General features: G+C 70.0%; 16 protein-coding genes and 1 pseudogene. 10 read left to right on the forward strand and 7 right to left on the reverse strand.

The window, feature by feature from the left end; translation table 11 throughout:
• Positions 1-56: 56 nt before the first annotated feature.
• Positions 57-632: pseudogene (locus IEY89_RS38775) on the reverse strand (helix-turn-helix domain-containing protein); the annotation flags it as partial.
• A 92-nt stretch (positions 633-724) separates the two neighbouring features.
• Positions 725-871 carry an SDR family oxidoreductase gene (locus IEY89_RS38780; RefSeq protein ID WP_229695694.1) on the reverse strand — a complete coding sequence of 49 codons (147 nt, stop codon included), beginning with the start codon at positions 869-871 and terminating at the stop codon, positions 725-727.
• A 635-nt stretch (positions 872-1,506) separates the two neighbouring features.
• Here IEY89_RS38780 and IEY89_RS38785 point away from each other — a divergent pair.
• A complete protein-coding gene (locus tag IEY89_RS38785; RefSeq protein WP_179200783.1) occupies positions 1,507-1,722 on the forward strand; it encodes a DUF6243 family protein in 216 nt (71 codons plus the stop codon).
• Between the two features lie 729 nt (positions 1,723-2,451).
• Positions 2,452-4,215: a S8 family peptidase gene (locus IEY89_RS38790; RefSeq protein ID WP_189152234.1), complete on the forward strand. Its 1,764-nt coding sequence runs from the start codon at positions 2,452-2,454 to the stop codon at positions 4,213-4,215.
• A gap of 836 nt (positions 4,216-5,051) precedes the next feature.
• On the opposite strand, the gene IEY89_RS38795 is transcribed toward IEY89_RS38790, so the two are convergent.
• Positions 5,052-5,234 carry a hypothetical protein gene (locus IEY89_RS38795; protein WP_189152235.1) on the reverse strand — a complete coding sequence of 61 codons (183 nt, stop codon included), beginning with the start codon at positions 5,232-5,234 and terminating at the stop codon, positions 5,052-5,054.
• Positions 5,235-5,333: 99 nt separating this feature from the next.
• Between IEY89_RS38795 and IEY89_RS38800 the strand changes: the two genes are divergently transcribed.
• From IEY89_RS38800 to IEY89_RS38815, 4 genes are all read left to right on the forward strand, one after another.
• Positions 5,334-5,900 carry a DUF6434 domain-containing protein gene (locus tag IEY89_RS38800; RefSeq protein ID WP_189152236.1) on the forward strand — a complete coding sequence of 189 codons (567 nt, stop codon included), beginning with the start codon at positions 5,334-5,336 and terminating at the stop codon, positions 5,898-5,900.
• Positions 5,901-5,976: 76 nt separating this feature from the next.
• Positions 5,977-6,501 (forward strand): hypothetical protein, encoded by a 525-nt coding sequence (locus IEY89_RS38805; RefSeq protein ID WP_189152237.1) that lies wholly within the window; start codon positions 5,977-5,979, stop codon positions 6,499-6,501.
• A gap of 47 nt (positions 6,502-6,548) precedes the next feature.
• Complete coding sequence (locus tag IEY89_RS38810) at positions 6,549-7,535, forward strand: hypothetical protein (RefSeq protein WP_189152238.1); 987 nt, start codon at positions 6,549-6,551, stop codon at positions 7,533-7,535.
• A complete protein-coding gene (locus IEY89_RS38815) occupies positions 7,532-8,065 on the forward strand; it encodes a hypothetical protein (protein WP_189152239.1) in 534 nt (177 codons plus the stop codon). Before IEY89_RS38810 ends, IEY89_RS38815 begins: the two co-directional genes overlap by 4 nt.
• A gap of 106 nt (positions 8,066-8,171) precedes the next feature.
• Here IEY89_RS38815 and IEY89_RS38820 read toward each other — a convergent pair whose 3' ends face one another.
• Positions 8,172-8,711, reverse strand: coding sequence for a flagellar hook-length control protein (locus tag IEY89_RS38820; protein WP_189152240.1), 540 nt, complete (start codon positions 8,709-8,711; stop codon positions 8,172-8,174).
• 127 nt (positions 8,712-8,838) lie between these two features.
• Between IEY89_RS38820 and IEY89_RS42155 the strand changes: the two genes are divergently transcribed.
• The gene (locus IEY89_RS42155; RefSeq protein WP_373287346.1) at positions 8,839-9,339 is read left to right on the forward strand and encodes a transposase; all 501 of its coding nucleotides are present in this window, start codon (positions 8,839-8,841) and stop codon (positions 9,337-9,339) included.
• A 36-nt stretch (positions 9,340-9,375) separates the two neighbouring features.
• On the opposite strand, the gene IEY89_RS38830 is transcribed toward IEY89_RS42155, so the two are convergent.
• Positions 9,376-10,245 carry a calcium-binding protein gene (locus IEY89_RS38830; RefSeq protein WP_189152242.1) on the reverse strand — a complete coding sequence of 290 codons (870 nt, stop codon included), beginning with the start codon at positions 10,243-10,245 and terminating at the stop codon, positions 9,376-9,378.
• Between the two features lie 517 nt (positions 10,246-10,762).
• Positions 10,763-11,563 (reverse strand): class I SAM-dependent methyltransferase, encoded by an 801-nt coding sequence (locus tag IEY89_RS38835; protein WP_189152243.1) that lies wholly within the window; start codon positions 11,561-11,563, stop codon positions 10,763-10,765.
• A gap of 260 nt (positions 11,564-11,823) precedes the next feature.
• Between IEY89_RS38835 and IEY89_RS38840 the strand changes: the two genes are divergently transcribed.
• The 3 genes from IEY89_RS38840 to IEY89_RS38850 all read left to right on the forward strand — a co-directional run bounded on the left by IEY89_RS38840 (position 11,824) and on the right by IEY89_RS38850 (position 15,974).
• On the forward strand, positions 11,824-14,889 hold the full coding sequence (locus tag IEY89_RS38840; RefSeq protein ID WP_189152244.1) for an FG-GAP-like repeat-containing protein: 3,066 nt from the start codon (positions 11,824-11,826) through the stop codon (positions 14,887-14,889).
• 65 nt (positions 14,890-14,954) lie between these two features.
• The gene (locus IEY89_RS38845; protein WP_189152245.1) at positions 14,955-15,134 is read left to right on the forward strand and encodes a hypothetical protein; all 180 of its coding nucleotides are present in this window, start codon (positions 14,955-14,957) and stop codon (positions 15,132-15,134) included.
• A 555-nt stretch (positions 15,135-15,689) separates the two neighbouring features.
• A complete protein-coding gene (locus IEY89_RS38850; RefSeq protein ID WP_189152246.1) occupies positions 15,690-15,974 on the forward strand; it encodes a hypothetical protein in 285 nt (94 codons plus the stop codon).
• A gap of 45 nt (positions 15,975-16,019) precedes the next feature.
• Here the strand turns inward: IEY89_RS38850 and IEY89_RS38855 are convergent, their stop codons facing one another.
• Positions 16,020-17,333, reverse strand: a complete 1,314-nt coding sequence (locus IEY89_RS38855; RefSeq protein WP_189152247.1) for a cation:proton antiporter — start codon at positions 17,331-17,333, stop codon at positions 16,020-16,022.
• Positions 17,334-17,771 lie beyond the last annotated feature (438 nt).

Consider the following 17,771-nt stretch of genomic DNA (forward strand, 5'->3'; position numbering starts at 1 on the left):
CAAACCAACGAGCGGACAAGCCACCAGTCACATGATCAACAGCTTTTGTTAGAGCCAGTAAGGCGAAGATTTCCCACCACGGCCCGGGCCTTGGCGGGCCAGTCGGTGTACAGGTCACGGGTGTGCGCGTCGAGAAACACCAGCCTGGCCATGTTCGGCCGTCGGCCCGGGTCGTCGGGACTGTCCGGGTCGAGATGACCCGCGAACAGTCCGTGTCCCGGCCGGTTCCAGGCCAGGACATCGCTGCGGCGGCCGACGACGACAGCGGGTGTGCCCTCGATGGCGGCCAGCAAGGCGCTCGTTGCCGGGGTGACGCGTTCAACAGGTGGTCGGCCGGCAGTCCTGGACCTTCTTGGCGCACGGGCCAGAGTGTGCAGATGGGCGCGCTCGGACTCGTCCAGTCGCAGGGCGCTCGCCACGGCGTCGAGCACCTCGCGCGAAGCGTTGCGCGACTGGCCCTGTTCCAGTCGGGTGTAGTAGGGGGCGCTGATGCCTGCGAGCATCGCGAGCTCCTCCCGCCGCAGCCCGGGCACCCGGCGCCGTTCGCCGTAGGTCTCCAACCCGACGTCTTGGGGCTGCAGTTGGCTACGGCGTGCCTGGAGAAAGTCGGCGAGGTGCCCGTGCTTGTTCATGGAACCGAGTATGCGTACTGCCGGACGGCCCGCGCCTCACCCCGTTGGGGTAGGGATCGGGAGGTGTGCCAGTGAAGGTGCCAACCGGCTTCTTACTGAGCCTTGTAGCCGCCGTCGACGTTGAGGATGGTGCCGGTGACGAAGGATGCCTGCGGGGAGGCGAGCCAGGCGATGGCGTCGGCGACCTCGGTGGGGCGACCCATGCGGTTGACCGGCTGGAGGGCGGCGATGTCCGCCACGCTGGCGGCGCCGAAGCACCACGCTGATCCTGTGACACGTGGGGCTCCCCCTTTCCGCGGGACTCCGGTCCGGCGACAGGGGGCTGGCTTGATGCATTCCTGGGGGCAATGAGCCGGCCGCATACGCTAAACTTGATCTTGAGCTGGTTGCCGTAACTCGGGGTGGCTGGTTGTGCGTTGGTGGTCCAAGGAAAGACGCCCCGCTTCCTGCGGGGAAATGCAGGTGCAAGGCATGCCCGGCGCTCGATACACGGGGCCCGTCCGTACAGCGGACGGGCCCCGTTCGTTGCCCGGCGTCAGAACCCGGGCGGCTGCGATTTCTCTGCTACGGCGTGCGACGCGCTCTCGCGTGTGGCACCGTGGCGGTCAGCGCGGCCCGCCGTTTTCCCCCGAAACGGCGGGTCGTTCGCGTTCTCTGGCGCCCCTGGGCGCTCGCCGAGGCCCGGCCGACGCCGGGGCGGGGAAAAGGGCTGGTGTGCGGGGCCGACGGAACCGGGTAACGTCTTTGTCATGTTCTTCCAGAGGCCGATTTACGAGTGAGAGCGTGATGGGCCCCTGCTGACGTCCCTCGATGTCGCCGCCCGTCCCCCATCGACACATCCGTAGATCACTTCGCATCCTTACCTGGAGAACCCGTGACCGTGAGCAAGAACATCAACAACCCTGTGGGCATGGGCGGTGGCCAGCGCAAGAAGCTGTCCCGCGCCGAGCGGCAGAACAACGGTCCGCACCGCAATCTCGACCGCCAGGGCGCAGCCGACCAGAAGGCGGAGCTGGTGCGCAAGATGCGCGAGAAGACAGGCGCAGCTGAGGGCGCCGGGCAGGCGGGCGACGACACCGCACAGAGCTGACGTACCGCTGCCGCATCGCAGCACCGCACGGGGCAGGGCCCGAACCGCGACGCGCGGTCCGGGCCCTGCTGCGTACCGGGTGCCGCCGGTCGCGCTCTCACCGTCGACGGGACCGCGCCGGTAGTACAGACCGCGTCGGGGATGACGGTCTCGCCGCTCCCGATCGGATGGTGGACCTCGGGAATCCAGTCCAACGGCTCGCACACATCGCCGCGGCGGCGTGCGTCCTCGAGGAAGACGAGCGCGGCCTCCGCGTCACGGTCAGCGTGTGGCCGACCTTCAGCCGCACGGCGGTCGGATCGGACACGGTCCTGGAGAGCCGCCGCCCGCGCATCTCGGGCCACTCGGAGGCGAGTTGCACGCCGTACGCCGTGGGGAACCACACCCGGGTCCGTCCGGCCCGCGGCAGGGTGATGCGGTCGACCAGCCCCTCAACGCGCAGCCGGGTCAGCCGCCATGGGTCTGCTCGATACGCACAGAGGGGGCGATCACCCGGTGCACTGCTCGGTGGTGGCCATCCGGTACTGCGCCAGCACCCCCAGCGTAGCTTTTCAGCCATGCCCCTATAACGTCGCGGCACAGAAAGGTACTTCCGTACAGCAGGCCCCGTCTGACATCTTGCATCCACCACTCGTTTCGTACGGCCCGGCCGGTGCCCTCAGCACGGCCGGGCCGTCTCCGGAGGACGCATTGATACCCCACATATCCAGCCGCCCTAGACGCACGCTGGTGCTGGCAGCCACGCTCGGCGCCGCCCTCGCGTTCGGCGCCCCGGGCGCCCTCGCGGGCACGCTCCCCGTCGCCCCCTCCACCGTGCCGCCCGCCGCCAAGGCCCACGCTCCGGCCGCCGTGCCGGCTTCCCAGAGTGCGACCTGGGTGGCCGGCACGCGTGCCTACCTCGTGATCACCGCCCCCGGTGACAGTTCGGCGGTCCGCTCCGCGATCGCGGCCAACGGCGGCACCGTCTTCTCGAACTTCGACGCCATCGGCGTGATCGTCGCCCACTCGGCGTCCAGCGGATTCGCCGCCACCATGCGCGGCGTCGCCGGCGTGCAGCAGGTCGGCGCCACGCGCACCTCGGACGTCCCGGCCGATGCCTACAACCCGGCGCTCCCGGCCAATCCGGCTCAGGCCTCGACCCCGGCCGGAGAACCGGTCCGGGCCGACATGAGCCAGATCAAGGCCGACCAGGCCTGGGCCGTGAACCCGGGCTCCGCCTCGGTCAAGGTCGGCATCCTGGACACCGGTGTGGACGACCAGCACCAGGACCTGGCGCCCAACTTCAACGCGGCCGACTCGGTCTCCTGCGCCTACGGCAAGCCCGACACCCGTGCCGGTGCCTGGCGGGACGTCGACACGCACGGCACCCACGTAGCGGGCACCATCGCCGCGGCCAAGAACGGCAAGGGCGTCGTCGGCGTGGCCCCCGGGGTGACGATCTCCGCGGTCCGGGTCGCTGAGCCGGGCAACTCCTTCTTCTTCGCCGAGAACACCATCTGCGGCTTCGTCTGGGCCGGTGACCACGGCTTCAAGGTCACCAACAACAGCTATTACACGGACCCGTGGCAGTTCAACTGCCCGGACAACATCGACCAGGCCGCCATCATCGAGGGTGTCAAGCGCGCCCAGGAGTACGCCGAGGGCAAGGGCTCCCTCCAGATCGCCGCCGCGGGCAACGAGAACTACGACCTCGCCCACAAGACGACCGACTCCGCGAGCCCGAACGACTCGACGCCGGTCACCCGCACCATCACCAACGCCTGCCTCGACATCCCGACAGAGCTGCCGGGCGTGGTCACGGTCGCGGCCAACGGCACGGGCGTCACCAAGGCCTCGTTCTCCAACTACGGGCAGGGCGTCATCGACGTCGCGGCGCCGGGCAGCAACGTGTACTCCACCGTCCCCGGCGGCGGCTACGGCAGCAAGAGCGGCACCTCGATGGCCGCCCCGCACGTGGCCGGCGTGGCGGCACTCATCGCCAGCGCCGAGCCGGGCATCACCCCGGCGCAGATCCGCGCCAAGCTGGCCGCCCAGGCCAACGACATCGCCTGCCCCTCGGACAGCCGCTGCACGGGCACGACGGCCAACAACTCGTTCTTCGGCGAGGGACAGACCGACGCACTCAAGGCCGTCGGGACCACCCCGCCGCCCGGCAAGTACTTCGAGAACCTCGCGGACTTCGCCATCAACGACAACGCGACCGTGGAGAGCCCGATCGCCGTCACCGGCGTGACCGCCAACGCCCCGGCCACCCTCAAGGTGGGTGTTGACATCAAGCACACCTACATCGGTGACCTGAAGGTCGACCTGGTGGCGCCGGACGGCACCGTCTACCCGCTGCACAACCACGCCGGCGGCAGTGCCGACAACATCGCCCAGACCTACACGGTGAACGCCTCCTCGGAGGTCGCGAACGGCACCTGGAAGCTGCGCGTCAACGACAACGCCGCCTCCGACACAGGCAAGATCGACGCCTGGAACCTGACCTTCTAGCGCAGGGCCCGGCAACACCCGCGTACAGCACGCACTGCGCCGACAGCTCCCCGCCCGCGGCCCGCGGACAAGGCGGGCTGCGGTCTGTTCGGGCAGGGCTGTGAACTGCTGGGCGGCAGAGGGCATATGGGCCCCGACCGCAGCGGTGTACGCCGCGGTCGGGGCCCATATGCCGGAGGCGTCCAGGAAGGCCGCGGACGGCCTGGGGCCGGTGTCGAGCTCACCGTGCGCCTCCCGGAGGAGCTGCAGGGGCCGTGGCCGCGCCGACCGTACGGGCAGCGCGGCCACGGCTGCGCGCGCCGCGGCCCCGAGGAGTGCCAGCCAGCTCGAGCGACAGGCCGCCGTCCCGGCCCGGACCGCGGAGGCGGCCTCGCCGCAGTAGGCCTACGCCTTGCGGTTGGCCAGCTCTCAGGGCACGACGCAAAACTCCGCGCAGGACGCACCCCGGCAAGGAGGCCGAATGCGAGGGAGGCGGGGCACAGAGTTCCGCGCACGGTTTCGACCAAGCCCCCCAGCGCCAGCCGGTCTCCGCTGCCCGCGTCCACTCCGATCGTGATGGTCGCTCGCTTCCCGATCGGTGTTTCTTGAAGCGTCTCCAGCTGTTGTCGTCATCCCGCACGTTGGCATCGTGCCCCATGGACGTCGATGTCAAGGAGGTGCCGCTCTTCCGCGAAGGCAGCAGCGGCACCTCGCCATGAACCATGGCGGGGACGTGGCCGGGCCGGCCGCAGGGCACCGGCCATATCGGCCCCGTGGAGCGTCACACCAAACGCCGGCGGCGCGCTGGACCGTTGCGGGCCTGACGCGCCGTCGTCTCACGTGCGGGGGGGGCATGGTCAGCCGACCCCGACAACGTATGCAGTGAGTGTCCCCACGGCCCGGTCCTTCTCGTCCGAGGGGAAGCCCGCCACCTCGAACTGTGCGAGCGGCCCCGCCGCCAGCCGCATGGCATTCGGGCCGATGTGGACGAGACCGACCTGGCCCGGTTCGGGTGCGATCCAGGGGTGTCGCAGAGTCATCGCCCGCAGGGCTACTTCCTCTCGGGGGGAGGCCCCGGCTGCGATTCGCAGAGTTATCGCTCGTCGAGCAGTGTCAGAGGCGGTTGGCATACTGCACGGATGACAGAGCAGCGGCCGGTCCTGGCCCTTTCCCTCACCGGTGAAGAACTGCGGCGCTGGTACTGGCTCAAGGACGAACTTCTCGTCTTCGCCCGTTCCATCGGTGTCGGCACGCGTGGTGGCAAGCAGGAGCTGACGGACCGCCTGGCCGCGGTGCTCGACGGCAGAACGCTGCCACCAGCCGCCCCTGTGCGCCGTGTGGTCGGCACGCTGTTGCCCGAACCGGTCACCGCGGACACCGTCATCCGCGCAGGACAGCGGTGCAGCCAGCAACTGCGCGACTTCTTCCAGACCGAGATCGGTCCCGCGTTCCGCTTCGACGCCGCCATGCGCTCCTTCATCGCCGACGGCGCAGGGCGAACGCTTGGCGATGCGGTACGTCACTGGCATACGACACGTGGACGTGGCCCCGAGGACATCGGGCCTCAATTCGAACTCAACCGGTTCCTGCGCGACTGGAACGCCGCGCATCCCGGCGCCGGCCGGGACGCCGCGCTCGGCGCCTGGCGCGATCACCGCTCACGACCCGTCGACGACCGCCCGGGCTCGAAGGGCCGGGGCGAGTAGGCGCGCCAAAGGTCAGCTTGCCGAGCAACACCCTGAGACGCGGACTGTTCCGCCGAAGTCAGGGGATGCTCTGTGCGTGGCCGATGACACTCTTTGGGTCGGGGTCCTTACGGCGGCGACGGCGATCTTTGCCAGCTGGGTGAGCAGCATGGGCCAGGCCCGTGCTGCCCGAGTCCAAGCCGAGCTCACTGCCCAGTCCCAGCGTGCCGAACGGCGACGAGAGTCCCAACGGGCCGCATTCCTCGACGTCATGGAGTCAGCGCATCGCATGGGCGCGCTGTACTGGAAGATCTCGGAGACCGCCGGCATCGCGACGTCCCCAGCACGCAGCGCTGCGTTGGAGGAGCTTCGGCACTCACTGCAGGCTGAGTACGCCGTCCTGCGACGCTGTGTCCGAGTCGTCGATCTAGAAGGCCCGGACGAGGTTGTTGTTGCCGCTGAGGCTTTCAAGTCCTCCACAGATCCACCATTCCGGGCATTCAAGCAGCTCATCGATGGCGACAGAACGGCGCCTCAGCGCTTCGAGGATGCATACGAGCCGTTCTGGAACGCCCTCGCGCGCTTCGTGGACGTCGCCAAGACCGCAGTGAGGACGCCGTAGATTTTTTACAGGGCCAAGGGGCGTCCCTTGAGCATGGTCAATGGACCATGGCACGAAGGATTCGCTGTCTGAACCAGGTCACTTCGGGGCCGCAGGGCGCGTCCAGGGTGTCGTACCGGGCGGGAGCAGTTCCGTGCCTACGCTCGGCGTGGCCGTGGTGGGCGTCGCTGGCCACTTGCCTCCGCCGTGCTCACGCAGCGCGGGGCGACCAAGGCAAGCGCCTGGAGCTGGAGTACGCCGAGCGGCACCGGGCCGCCGGGCGGCGGATCGAGGAGCACCGCAAGGCTCTGGAGGCGCGGCGCACCTGCTACATCAAGGTGCATCAAGTGATACGTCGCTACCGGGCGATGCTCTACAACCATGTGCACGCCCTGCGCCGGGGCCCGACTACCGCTGAGCAGCGTGCCGAGCTGGAGGCGGCCCGTTACAGCGTGCGGGACGCCTACGCCGGGGCTCTCATGGGCATCCCGGACGAGATCATGGACCACGTCCTGGACGTGGCGGCGCGGCTGGACCTGGTCTATCGCATCGCCGAGCGCTTCGACACGGGGGCGGCTGAGCCCGGCGATTCCCTGGACGATGCGCGAGCAGAGCTGAAGGAGGTGTCCGGGCGGGTCCGCGCCATGTGGCATCTGACGCGAACGGACCTGGGGATCGCTGACGTACGGCCGGGCGCCCTTTCGCACGCCAGACGCCTCCGGGGGCGGTGTCGGATTCAGGACGGCGCGGGTGGCGCGGGCGGGCTGCGGTTGGGCAGTGGAAGAACGGTGCCGCCGCTGCGCAGGGCGTCGTTTTCGTCGGAGGCGGTGATCGGCGCGGTCACCGGCTCGCCGAAGAGTCCGCTCACGATCCTGTTGGGCCGTTACGACGAGTCGGGTGACCTGCGTTTGGTCGCCCGTACCACTGTGCCGAATACTGCGGTTCGCCGCGAGCTGGGCCACCGGCTCGTGCCCTCATACTCCGACACCTCTGGTACGGGCGATACTTCAGCGCCGGATGGGGAGCCGGCGGCGAGTTGGAGCTCCGCACGGTGAGACCGGAGCTGGTGGCCGACTCCAAGAGCGCCATGGCGGTCAACGAGACGGATACCGCGGTGATCCGCCCGAAGCTGGACCTTGACCTGAACCTGGACCTGGTGGCCGGGGAGCCGGCCGAAGTCGCCGCCCGGGCTTGCGTTGACGCGTCCGATGGGATCGGCGCCGTCACCTCGTACGCCACCGAGGTTGCCCTTCCGGCGACAGGCACGTGGAGGAACCCCGGCGTCGGATGTGGGCCGACATCGTCCTTCCCTGGAGCAGGGCTGCCGCTGCTGTTCATCGAGGCCGACAACTACACCGAGGAAGTCCCGATCATCGCGGCCAAGTTCGACACGTACATGCGCCACCTCCACCACAAGGTGAGGGACAACGACGGCGAGGGGAAGTCGTGCCGCACCCGTTGGTCCGCGCCCGGGTTTCCGGGAAGGAGTCACGGCGACGCCTTCCCGGGACCCTGCGGCCCGGAACTGTGGACTGGCAGGGGCTGGGCGTGCGTGTACGCCTTCACCGGTGCCCGGTCGGCCTGACCACTGTGTGCTTGACGACGACACGCCCAACTGCTGCAAGGCGGTCACTCGGGCGGGACCAGGTGGGTCTTCGATGGTGGCGAAACCACCGACGACGGGCGGAGGCTCAGTTCCAGGGGTTCGCGGGCTGGTCGTCGATGGCGGTCCAGAAGCGTGTGTTCTCGGGGAGGTAGCCGTGGGCCCAGAACGACCAGCCGCCACTCGACTCCAGGTTGCTGCCGTAGCGGCCGTCATGGAACTCGGCCATGCGCCAGCCGGTTCCGTAGTACTGGGTGCAGAGGCTGTTCGCGACGGAGAGGCTGGTCAGCGCTTTGCCCTGGACTGGTGGCGTGGCGGCGACGGTGCCGCGAGCCCAGCCCGCGTAGAAGTCCGGGGTGATCCCGCTGGGTACGCCGCTGCCGGTGACCCTCAGGCAGAGCAGCGGCAGTGTGGCGGTGGCCGGGGTGTCGCCGTAGTACGGATCAGTCCCGGAGTCCGACCCCACCCTGACGGTGCCGTTAGCGGTTCCCTCGGCGAGCACGGTCCAGGTCATTCCGGACGGGATGGCGGACGGGGCAGCTTGGGCTGGGGTGGCGGCTGTCGGCAGCAGGGCGAGCGAGGCGGCGATGGAGAGGCCGACGATGCCCTGGCGGAAAAACTTCCTCACGGGTACTCCTTCTGGCAGGCGCGACGAATGAGTGTGCCGGTCGGTAGTACGGGACCCCGGGCTGGGGCCCGACCCAGCATCCGGCGCCCACATGAACCCGTCACGGTTCCTTCATATTCATGGCGACATGCAGTCGCAGATCGGCTTGAACGGCCTCTCTCGCTCCCGTGCGCAGCGTCGCTCGCCCCGGCGACGGCCAGCGCCACGACGGCGATGGACCCCAGTCCGAAGATCCAGGAGAGGGAGAACCCGGCGAGGATCGCCGTTCCCGCAAAGCTCACCCCGCTGTACGTGGCGACCAACAGCTCGGCCAGTTCGCTGTACCGGCTGGGCCCCTCGATCAGCAGCTGGCTCCCGCAGCTCAGGACGAACCAGCCGCCGACCAGGATCAGACTGGCAGCGCCACTATGCGATCCTTGCCGGCATCGAGGCGACCCTCTCCCGGACTTTCCGGAGCAACGGCCTACGGCGTGCGCGCTACTGCGGGCTCGCCAAAGCGCACGTCCAGCACATACTCACCGCCATGGCGTGCAACCTCACCCGCACCGCCGACTGGATCGCCGAGACCCCCCGAGGACGCGCACGATCCAGCCGATTCCACACCCTCTGCACCGCAGCCACCGGATGACTCCCGAAGATCACCAACGGAGTCACGCCATTGACCCTAGTTCTGGTGCACCTTGTCCGTTCCCGGGCCGCCCGAGAGCCTGTCGTTGCCCGGGCCGCCGTGCAGGACGTCGTTGCCGCTGTTGCCCCACAGGACGTCGTTGCCCTGGTCGCCGTACAGGCGGTCGTGGCCCCTGCCGCCGTAGAGGACGTCGTCGCCGGACCTTCCGCGCAGGATGTCGTTGCCGTCGTCGCCGGACAGGGTGTTCTCGTCACCGTCCTCGTCGGTGTCGCCGGTGAGCGAGTCGTTGCCGGCGCCGCCGTAGCACGCGACCGAGCACCCGGTGAGGATGTCGTTGCCGGCGCCACCGCGCGCTCCGAGACCCCACACTCCGCCCCCGCCGACGGTGCGGTCGCTGCCGTCCTGGCCGTGGAGCACGGTGTAGCCGTTGCCCACCAGCACGTCGTTGCCCTTGCCGCCGTAGATCGCGGCGTACGCGTGGTTGTTGGCGGCGATCGTCGCGGTGTCGTTGCCGTCGCCCAGGTCGACGTCGTAGATGTCGGAGTCGTCGGAACCCACCGGGATGTGCACGGCGCAGCGGGCGACCGTGCGGTCGGTCGGCGAGGGGTACACGCACTCGTAGCGGTCCGCCGCGCTCCTGTCGATGGTGATGGGGGCGCGGTCGCGGAAGGTGAGGAGGTAGTAGACGTCGTTTCCGCCGTCGCGGTCATCGATCTTCATCGAGACCGTCAGCCGGTTCGTCTGGCCCGCGGCGGCCTTGTACCAGAGCTCGCCTGCCGTGTGGCGCAGCGTGCCGGCGCTCGGTGTGGCCGCCTGGGCGGGGGCCGTGAGCGTGGCCGCTCCCAGGGCGAGGGTGAGGGTGAGGGCGGTGGTTGTGGCGGTGGCGATCCTTCTGTTCCTGCGCATGCGGAAGCAGCCCCTTCGCGGGAGTCGGCTGTCGGGTGGGTTGTCGCGGGTGATCGTTGATTCTGATTACCCGTTAGACAGCGGGCAGGGGGCTGGGGTTGTACCGGAAACCCGAATTACGGTGAATGCCATCGATTCACTGCGAATCGCGGCAGGCAGGTCACCGTTCCGTGAGCCCCGGAGCCTTTCCCCGGCCCGCGCGGTCTCCTCGATCGCCTCCCGGAGACGCCGGGACCGCCTCATCGACCTGGCGGCCGAGATCTGGCGGCCACTCGCGGAGACACCGAAACAGCCGTGAGGCGGCGGCGGACACGGTCCGCAGCCCCCGGTCGCCGGTCGCGGGCCCCCGTCGACGGAGGCAGACGGCTCGGAACGGGCGCCGGGGGCCTGTCCCCAGCCGGCGCGTACGTTTACTCCCGGTGAAGGCGAGCCGGGACGCCGGTGACCTGTGCGGCCTCGCCACCACGGGCGTCACCGCTACCCACGCTCCTCGACGCTCGACCCGCCCGAGTGTTCGTCAGCCGACGGCGCGGCTGACCCGTATCTTCGACTGGCCGTGCGGGCGCTTCTCCCAGTCCTCCATGAAGCGGGCGTCCAGGCCGTTCCGGCGGGCCAGGGCGAGGAGAGTCCCGGTGCGGTAGTAGAAGTCCTCGCGCAGCACCTGGTGTTCGGTGCCCTCGGTGCGGTCGAAGGTGAAGTCGAAGAACCCGGTGTCGGTCAGCACCCGGCCGACATGGCTGAGGCACTCCTCGATGACCTCCGGCGGCGAGTGGGAGAAGACGCTGTGCGCGTGGACGACGTCGAAGTGGTCGCTGGGCAGGAAGTCCAGGGTGAGGTCGCCGGTGATGGTCAGATGCGGCAGCTTCGCCTGGAGACCGCGCTCCGAGAGGGTCTTCTTGGCGGACACCAGGATGTCCGGCGAGATGTCGATGCCGTAGTAGTGGCCGGTGTCGAGGTACTCGATGAAGCGCCAGCCGCCGCGCAGGTTGCCGCAGCCGATGTCGAGCATGTGGTGCCCGGGTCGCAGACCGTGCTCGACGAGGTAGTCGAACTGCATCTGGCCGAGCGCCAGCCAGCGGTCATGGCTCCGGCTGCCGACCGCGGCCTCCGGGTCGCGCCGGGTGTCCGAGGCCATCACGGCCCGGTAGTAGCCGACGTGGTCGGGATGGCGCAGGCGCATCCAGGTGTCCCGGCCGGCGCGGCGGAGATAGGGGGCGACCCGGCCGGGGTGTCGCAGGGCGTAGCCGGCCTTGTGGGTGAGGGCGGCGCGGTTGCCGCGCAGGTTCTTCGCGGACGGTGACGGGGTGTCGGCGGGCATGGTGACGCGACCTCCGTACAGAGGAGCTCCGGGTACGGAGGAACTCCGGGAAGGAGCTTCGTACCAAGGCCTCGGTGCCGGCGTCGGCCCGAGGACCTCCGTACCAGGGTCGGCCCTGGGTGAGGGGATGACAACCGGGGATTCCCGTCGCCGAACCCGTCTGTTTCCCTGCCGCCGTACAACGTCCTCGGGTCGGCGTGCGTCTGACGAAGCGGTACGAGCCGAAAGCCGGGCACGAAGACCACATGGGGGTGGGACGCTTGAGACGCACGATTTTGCGTACGGCGCCGAGAGGAAAGCGGTCGAGGGCGGGGGCGGTGCCGGTCGCGGCGGCCCTGGCGATGGTGGCCGGGCTGCTGCAGTTCGCGTCCGGACCGGCCGTCGCGGCGGACGACGGGGACATGCCGTCCATCACGCTGACCGGCGAGCACCGGGTGGTGCCGAGGCAGGTGAACATGGTCGCCGTGGACGACTCCGGGTATCTGTCCGTGGACACCATGAACAACGGCGGCTCCCCAGCGACATGGACAGGCCGTGACGGCTCGACCAGGGAATTCCGGCGTCTCGGCTGGACGAACGCCTACAACGGCGGCCTCGGACTGGAACGAGCCGCGGGGACGGCGAACCTGTACGAGATCCGGCGCTACGCCACCAACCAGGTGACCCGGTTCTACCTGCCCGCCGGTGACAGGGCCACCAGGATCTTCGCCGAGAACCGTCTGGTCGTCGCCCGCAAGGTCGACGAGAAGTGGACGCTCCGGCTGCTGGAGATGCCGGCGGGCGGCGGAAAGCTGGTCGACCGGCCGGTGACCGGCGTGGCGGACGACTTCAGCGGGACGACGTACGAAGAGGCGTCGGACACGCGAGGGGCCGCCTTCTGGTACAAGCAGGCCGACGGCGCCCACCCCTGGCGCACCGCGCTGCTCGACTTCGCCACCGCCTCGGTGACGTACGTGCCGAGCGACGACTTCGGCCTCCTGGAACACCCCCATCTGGCCGGCGACACCGTGCTCTTCTACGCCATCGACAAGGCATGGCAGAACTCGCGCCTGTATGTCATCGACCGGAGCCGTCCAAAGGCCCCCGGGCACGTGATCGACCTGCCGCGATCCGTCCTCCTCAAGGCCCGCGCGATCGGCGACTGGTTGATGTACCCCGACGAGGACAGCAAGAACGCGATCCGCGCGGTGCCGGTGACCGGCGGCCCGGCGCGCACGCTGCTGCCCGCCTCGTCCGGCAACTTCGTCGACGGCGACGACGGCGGTTTCTCCATCGCGGGCGGTACGGACGCCGAGCACTGGGCGGTCCAGCACGTCACCCTGGGCCCGGACGGGGTCCCGGCCTTCGAGCCGGTGGCACCGCTGCCCGCGGTCTCGGTGTACGAGGCCGGCGGCATCGCCGTCGACCAGGGGCGGGTGCTGCTCGGCACCGAGCGCGCGAACGCGCCCGGACCGTACGACGGCACCGATCTCACCGGCACCGACATCTCGCAGGCGGCAGACGGCACACTGACCGCCGCCCCGCGAGAGAACATGGGCAGCCTCGGGTACCAGGTGGACAACCCCGACTACACCTACTGGGCCACCTGCTACGGCCTGTGCCTGCGGTTCACCGGCACGGGGGAGGGCACCCTTCCCCCGCCGGAGGACGGGGTGTCGGGGAACGTCCTGGCGGCGTCCGGCTCCTACATGGTGATCACCCAGGGGCAGGGCAAACTACAGGTGCGCGACGGGAGCAGGGTACTGGCCACCGGCTCCTGGCCGGCCGCCGCCCTGTGGGGGAACACCCTGTGGGTGGCGACCGCCCCGCAGGGCGCGACCGTGTACGAGAGGTACTCGCTGCCGTCCATGCGGAAGCTGGAGAGCGTGGCGATCGCCTCCTGCCTCCCGACCGATCTACAGGTGGTGAACCGGTACCTCTACTGGTCCTGCGGGCCAAACGGCGAGGCGGGCGTCTACGACCTGGACCGACACGCGCAGCACGAGGTACCGCAGGGCTACGCCCGGCTGGGCGACGGTTACCTGGTCTCCCAGGATGACGACGCCGGCAAGCTGCTGATCACCTACCTGAAGGGCGCCGTCCCCGCAGACCGGGCCGGCACGGAGGAGCTCGGTCCGCTGCCGTCGCCGCCGTACGGTCCGGCCGACCGGCGTGGCCGGTTCTGGAACGTGGACCGGTTCGGTGGTCCGGTCGCCTACTCGACGGCGTCCGGTGACGTGACGGTGAAGTGGCCGCAGGTGACCCTCTCTCCGCTCACAGCGACGTACTCCTCCGTGCCCACCTTCGTCGACCTGCGCCAGGGCGGCTTCGGGGGCACCTGGCACCTGAACAGGCCGACCACGGGCTGGAAGCTGACCGTCACCACCCCCGGCGGCGCCGTAGTACGGACCGTCACCGGCGGGCCGGCACACGGAAAACTCACCGCGGACTGGGACGGGCGCGCCGAGAACGGGACACTGGTCCGCGCTGGCGGCTACCGGGTGAGCCTGACCGCCCGGGCCGCGAACGGCGCGACGACGGACACCCCGATCTACGACGGGCTGCTGACGGTCCGGTCGCTGGAGCGTCACGACTTCGGTCGGGACGGCATCGGTGACCTGATCACCTTCGACAGTGCGGGCCGCCTCGCGATCCAGCCCGGCACCGGGCGCGGCACCATCGACACCGCGAACAAGGCCCTGGCCGGCGGCTGGCCCACCTCGTCGGTCTTCGTGCCGTTCGGCGATCTGAGCGGCGACGCGTGCAACGACCTCCTCGTCCGGGACTCCGCCGGGCGCCTGACCCGCCACGACGGCACCTGCGGCAGGGCGTTCACACCGAAGACCCCACCGCGCCGGGTGATCGGCACCGGTTTCGGCGAGTACGACGCGCTGACCTCCCCCGGCGACCTCACCGGCGACGGCCGCGCCGACCTGATCGCCCGTGACAAGGCGGGTGTGCTGTGGCGGTACGCCGCCGACGGCAAGGGCGGTCTGGCCGAGCGGGTCAGGCTGGTCGCGGGCCAGGGCGGCTACACCCGGCTGGTCGGCGCGGGCGACCTGAACGCCGACGGCATCGGCGACATGGTCGGCCTGGACCGTGCGGGTGTGCTGTGGCGGTGGCTCGGCAACGGCAAGGGCGCCTTCGGCGCCCGGGTCCGGATCGCGGGCGGCATCAGCGTCAACGCCCTGGCCGTCCCCGGCGACCTGACCGGCGACGGTCGCCCCGACCTCGTCGGCCGGGACAGCGCGGGCGCCCTGTGGCGCTGGAACGGAACGACATCCGCCGCCTTCGGCACGAAGGCACGCATCGCCACCGGCTGGAGCGGCTACACCGGCCTGTACTGACCCTCGGGCTGAACCACGCAGAGGGCCCCACCTCGGGGTGGGGCCCACCGCGCCGGCACAGTTCGATGGTCTCGGATGGAGCCGGTGGTCGTCTCGGCGCGAGGGCCGCGGCGGTTGAGGACGCGCCCGACGGGGATGTCTGCGAGGGCGCAGACCAGGAACGCGCCTGGGAAGGCGGCCGGGTGGCGGTGGCCGACCGGCCCGTGGCGGCGGTGATCGGGGGGTTCGGCACGGGGAAGGCGTGACGCTCAAGGGGTGTTGGTTGGTGTGTGGGGTGGGGGTTGACCTGGTGTGGTGATGGTTGGTTGAGAAGGGGAGTGGTTCGGGTTGGGTGGTGGGGGTGTGGGCTGGGGGTGTGTGTGGTGTGTTGAATGAGGACGGGGTTGCTGTAGGTGGCGTCTGGGCGTAATGGCTCGGGCGCTTTTTTGCTGGTCAGGGATGTATTGCCTGGTGACTGTCGGGGTGTTGTGCTGTCGCGGTTTTCCTGATCGGTTGGGCGTTGTCGTCGGGTTGTTGCGCCGGGCGGGGGAGGTCTGCTTGCGGTGTGAGGTGCGGGTCGGGCTGGGTGCGGGGGAGTTGCGTTCGTTGCAGGGCTGGTTGTGTGCCGATCCGGGAGTGCGCCGGTCTGCCGTGGTTGAGGTGCGGGGGGAGTGTGCCTGGGCCGGGGGAGATGGGCACGGTCCTTGACGTGCTGGAGCTGGTGACGGGGTGCCCTTTACGATCTGCGCAATATTGCGATGTTTCGGAGGGGTTTTCCGATGGTGCGGCCGGTTTCCTTGGGCGACACGCGGGTGCGCGCAGTGAGCGAGGCGCTGAGGCCGTACGTGTGGCGGGGGCTGACCCCCGAAATGGTCAGCTGTCTCGCGCTCGCCGCGATCGACGGACATGGAGTGGCCGGCGGGGCGCCGGTGACCCGCCGTGACGTGCGGATCGGGGTACTCGTGGATTTTCTCGAGGGCTGCCGGTGGCGGTCGCTGACGGCCGGCGCTGTGAGCCGCCAGTTGGTGACCGCTCTGGACACGTGGCGTCACGAGAGTCAATGGCTTGAGATCGAGTTGCGCTGGCTGCTGGACGGAGACGGCTGAGCCACGCCGCAATGCCGTGCTGCGCAGTGGCTCAGGGGCGCTGCCTCACGTCTCGGGTTTGTCCAGGGGACCGAGCCTGCGGCGCACGGGGCTCTCGGGTACGGGTGTGTCCTCGCGCAGGTCGCGGGTGGCGGCCGCGGTTTTCTCGTACCAGCGGCCGTACCGCTCGGCGAGGGCCACGGCCGAGATGCCGTGCAGGAGGACGCTGAGGCCTACGGTGACCGCGACCACCCTGCCCAGCAGTTGCACTCCGGGGACGTGCTCCTCCACCACGAGCAGCGCCAGCACGACGGAGGCGAGGCCGCGCGGCCCGAACCACCCGACGTACGCCACCGTGGGCAGCCGCAGCCCGCTCCCGGCGAGGGACAGGGCCACCGGAAGCATCCTGACGAGGGTGAGGCTGAGCACCGCGTACAGGATGATCCGCCAGCTCAGGTGCTCCAGCGCGGGGCCGAGCAGCACCGCCCCGAAGACCAGAAGGCTGATCGACGCGAGGAGCCCTCCGAGGTTCTCGGCGAACTCGGCTGTGCGGTCCGGGTCTTCCCGCTCGTGGCCGGTCCGGTGGCGGCGCAGGGCGAACCCGAAGGCGAATCCGGCGACCCAGGCGGCGATGAAGCCGCTGCCGTCCGTCACGACGGCGAGTTCGTACGACGCGACCGCGACAGCCAGCAGGTAGACCTGTCGCCACTCCCGCGTGACCCATCCCCTGGCCCGGGACCATTGCAGCAGCCGGCCGCCGAGGCCGCCGACCAGGAGACCCAGCGCGGTGCTCAGGACGAGTGCGCGCCAGAAGACACCCGCGACGCCCTCCTCCGCGTAGTGCGTGCCCGGGATGGCCGCCAGGAACAGGACGAAGAAGGGCAGGACCATGCCGTCGTTCAGGCCGCTTTCGACGTTCAGGCCGTGCCGGACCAGCGCCGGGACGCGTGGATGGGAGAGGGCGGTGCTTCCGAGGGCGGCGTCGGTGGGGGCGAGGATGGCGGCGACGAGTGCGAGTTCCCACACCGTCAGCCCCGGCAGCAGGGGCCAGGCGAGCAGCCAGCCCGCCCCGATGCTCAGCGGCAGCCCGATGCCCAGCAGGCGGCCGGGCAGAAAGCCGCCGGCCTGCAGGTCCCGTCTGCGGACGGTCATGGCGTCGGTGAACAGGACGAGCGCCAGGGCGGTTTCGAGGAGCGCGATGATCGGGGCGGGGTCGCGCTCCAGGTCGACGATGTCGAGCGCGGCCGGGCCGAGGAGGATCCCGGAGCCGACGAACACGATCGCCGACGACAGCGGCGTCGAGGACAGCCGACGCGAGCCCAGTGCGTAGGCGGCGGTGACACCCGCCACCGCCACAATGGTCCAGGCGCCACCGCTCATGTTCCGGCCCTCCGGATCCACCCGCCGAACGTCCCGGCAGATTGTCGACTCCTGCGCCCCTGCGGCAGCGCCGCCCTTCCGCGTGTACGCGCCGATGGCCTCCTTCTACAGGTCGGCGAAGGACTGCCCGCTGAAGTCGACGAGGACACGCCGGGTGGTGCCGCCGGGCAGTGGAACGGCGCGGTGCACTCGCTCCGGACCAGCCGGCAGCTGTCACGGCCGAGCAAAGGGGCCCTCACCCGCGCGGGGCGACGGCCTGGCCCCTCGTACGGCGCGGGCGCGGAGACGACGCGCTGCGTGTACGAGGCGGCAAGGACCTCATCTGTAGAGCAGGGGGTCACGGCCCCGGGCGGTTGGCCACCTCTCGCCCGTACGGCTCCCCTGGGCGGGCCGTGTCGTCGTGGAGCGGTGGAAATGGAGGCAGGCCGATCCTCCCAG

Source organism: Streptomyces lacrimifluminis (assembly GCF_014646095.1).
In the GTDB taxonomy this organism is placed as follows: Bacteria; Actinomycetota; Actinomycetes; order Streptomycetales; family Streptomycetaceae; genus Streptomyces; species Streptomyces lacrimifluminis.

Coding starts and splice junctions, on each gene's coding strand:
- IEY89_RS38795 (WP_189152235.1), bottom strand. CDS start 5,234: ATGACTCTGCGACACCCCTGGATCGCACCCGAACCGGGCCAGGTCGGT.
- IEY89_RS38800 (WP_189152236.1), top strand. CDS start 5,334: ATGACAGAGCAGCGGCCGGTCCTGGCCCTTTCCCTCACCGGTGAAGAA.
- IEY89_RS38810 (WP_189152238.1), top strand. CDS start 6,549: ATGGCACGAAGGATTCGCTGTCTGAACCAGGTCACTTCGGGGCCGCAG.
- IEY89_RS42155 (WP_373287346.1), top strand. CDS start 8,839: ATGCAGTCGCAGATCGGCTTGAACGGCCTCTCTCGCTCCCGTGCGCAG.
- IEY89_RS38830 (WP_189152242.1), bottom strand. CDS start 10,245: ATGCGCAGGAACAGAAGGATCGCCACCGCCACAACCACCGCCCTCACC.
- IEY89_RS38835 (WP_189152243.1), bottom strand. CDS start 11,563: ATGCCCGCCGACACCCCGTCACCGTCCGCGAAGAACCTGCGCGGCAAC.
- IEY89_RS38845 (WP_189152245.1), top strand. CDS start 14,955: ATGGTCTCGGATGGAGCCGGTGGTCGTCTCGGCGCGAGGGCCGCGGCG.
- IEY89_RS38855 (WP_189152247.1), bottom strand. CDS start 17,333: ATGAGCGGTGGCGCCTGGACCATTGTGGCGGTGGCGGGTGTCACCGCC.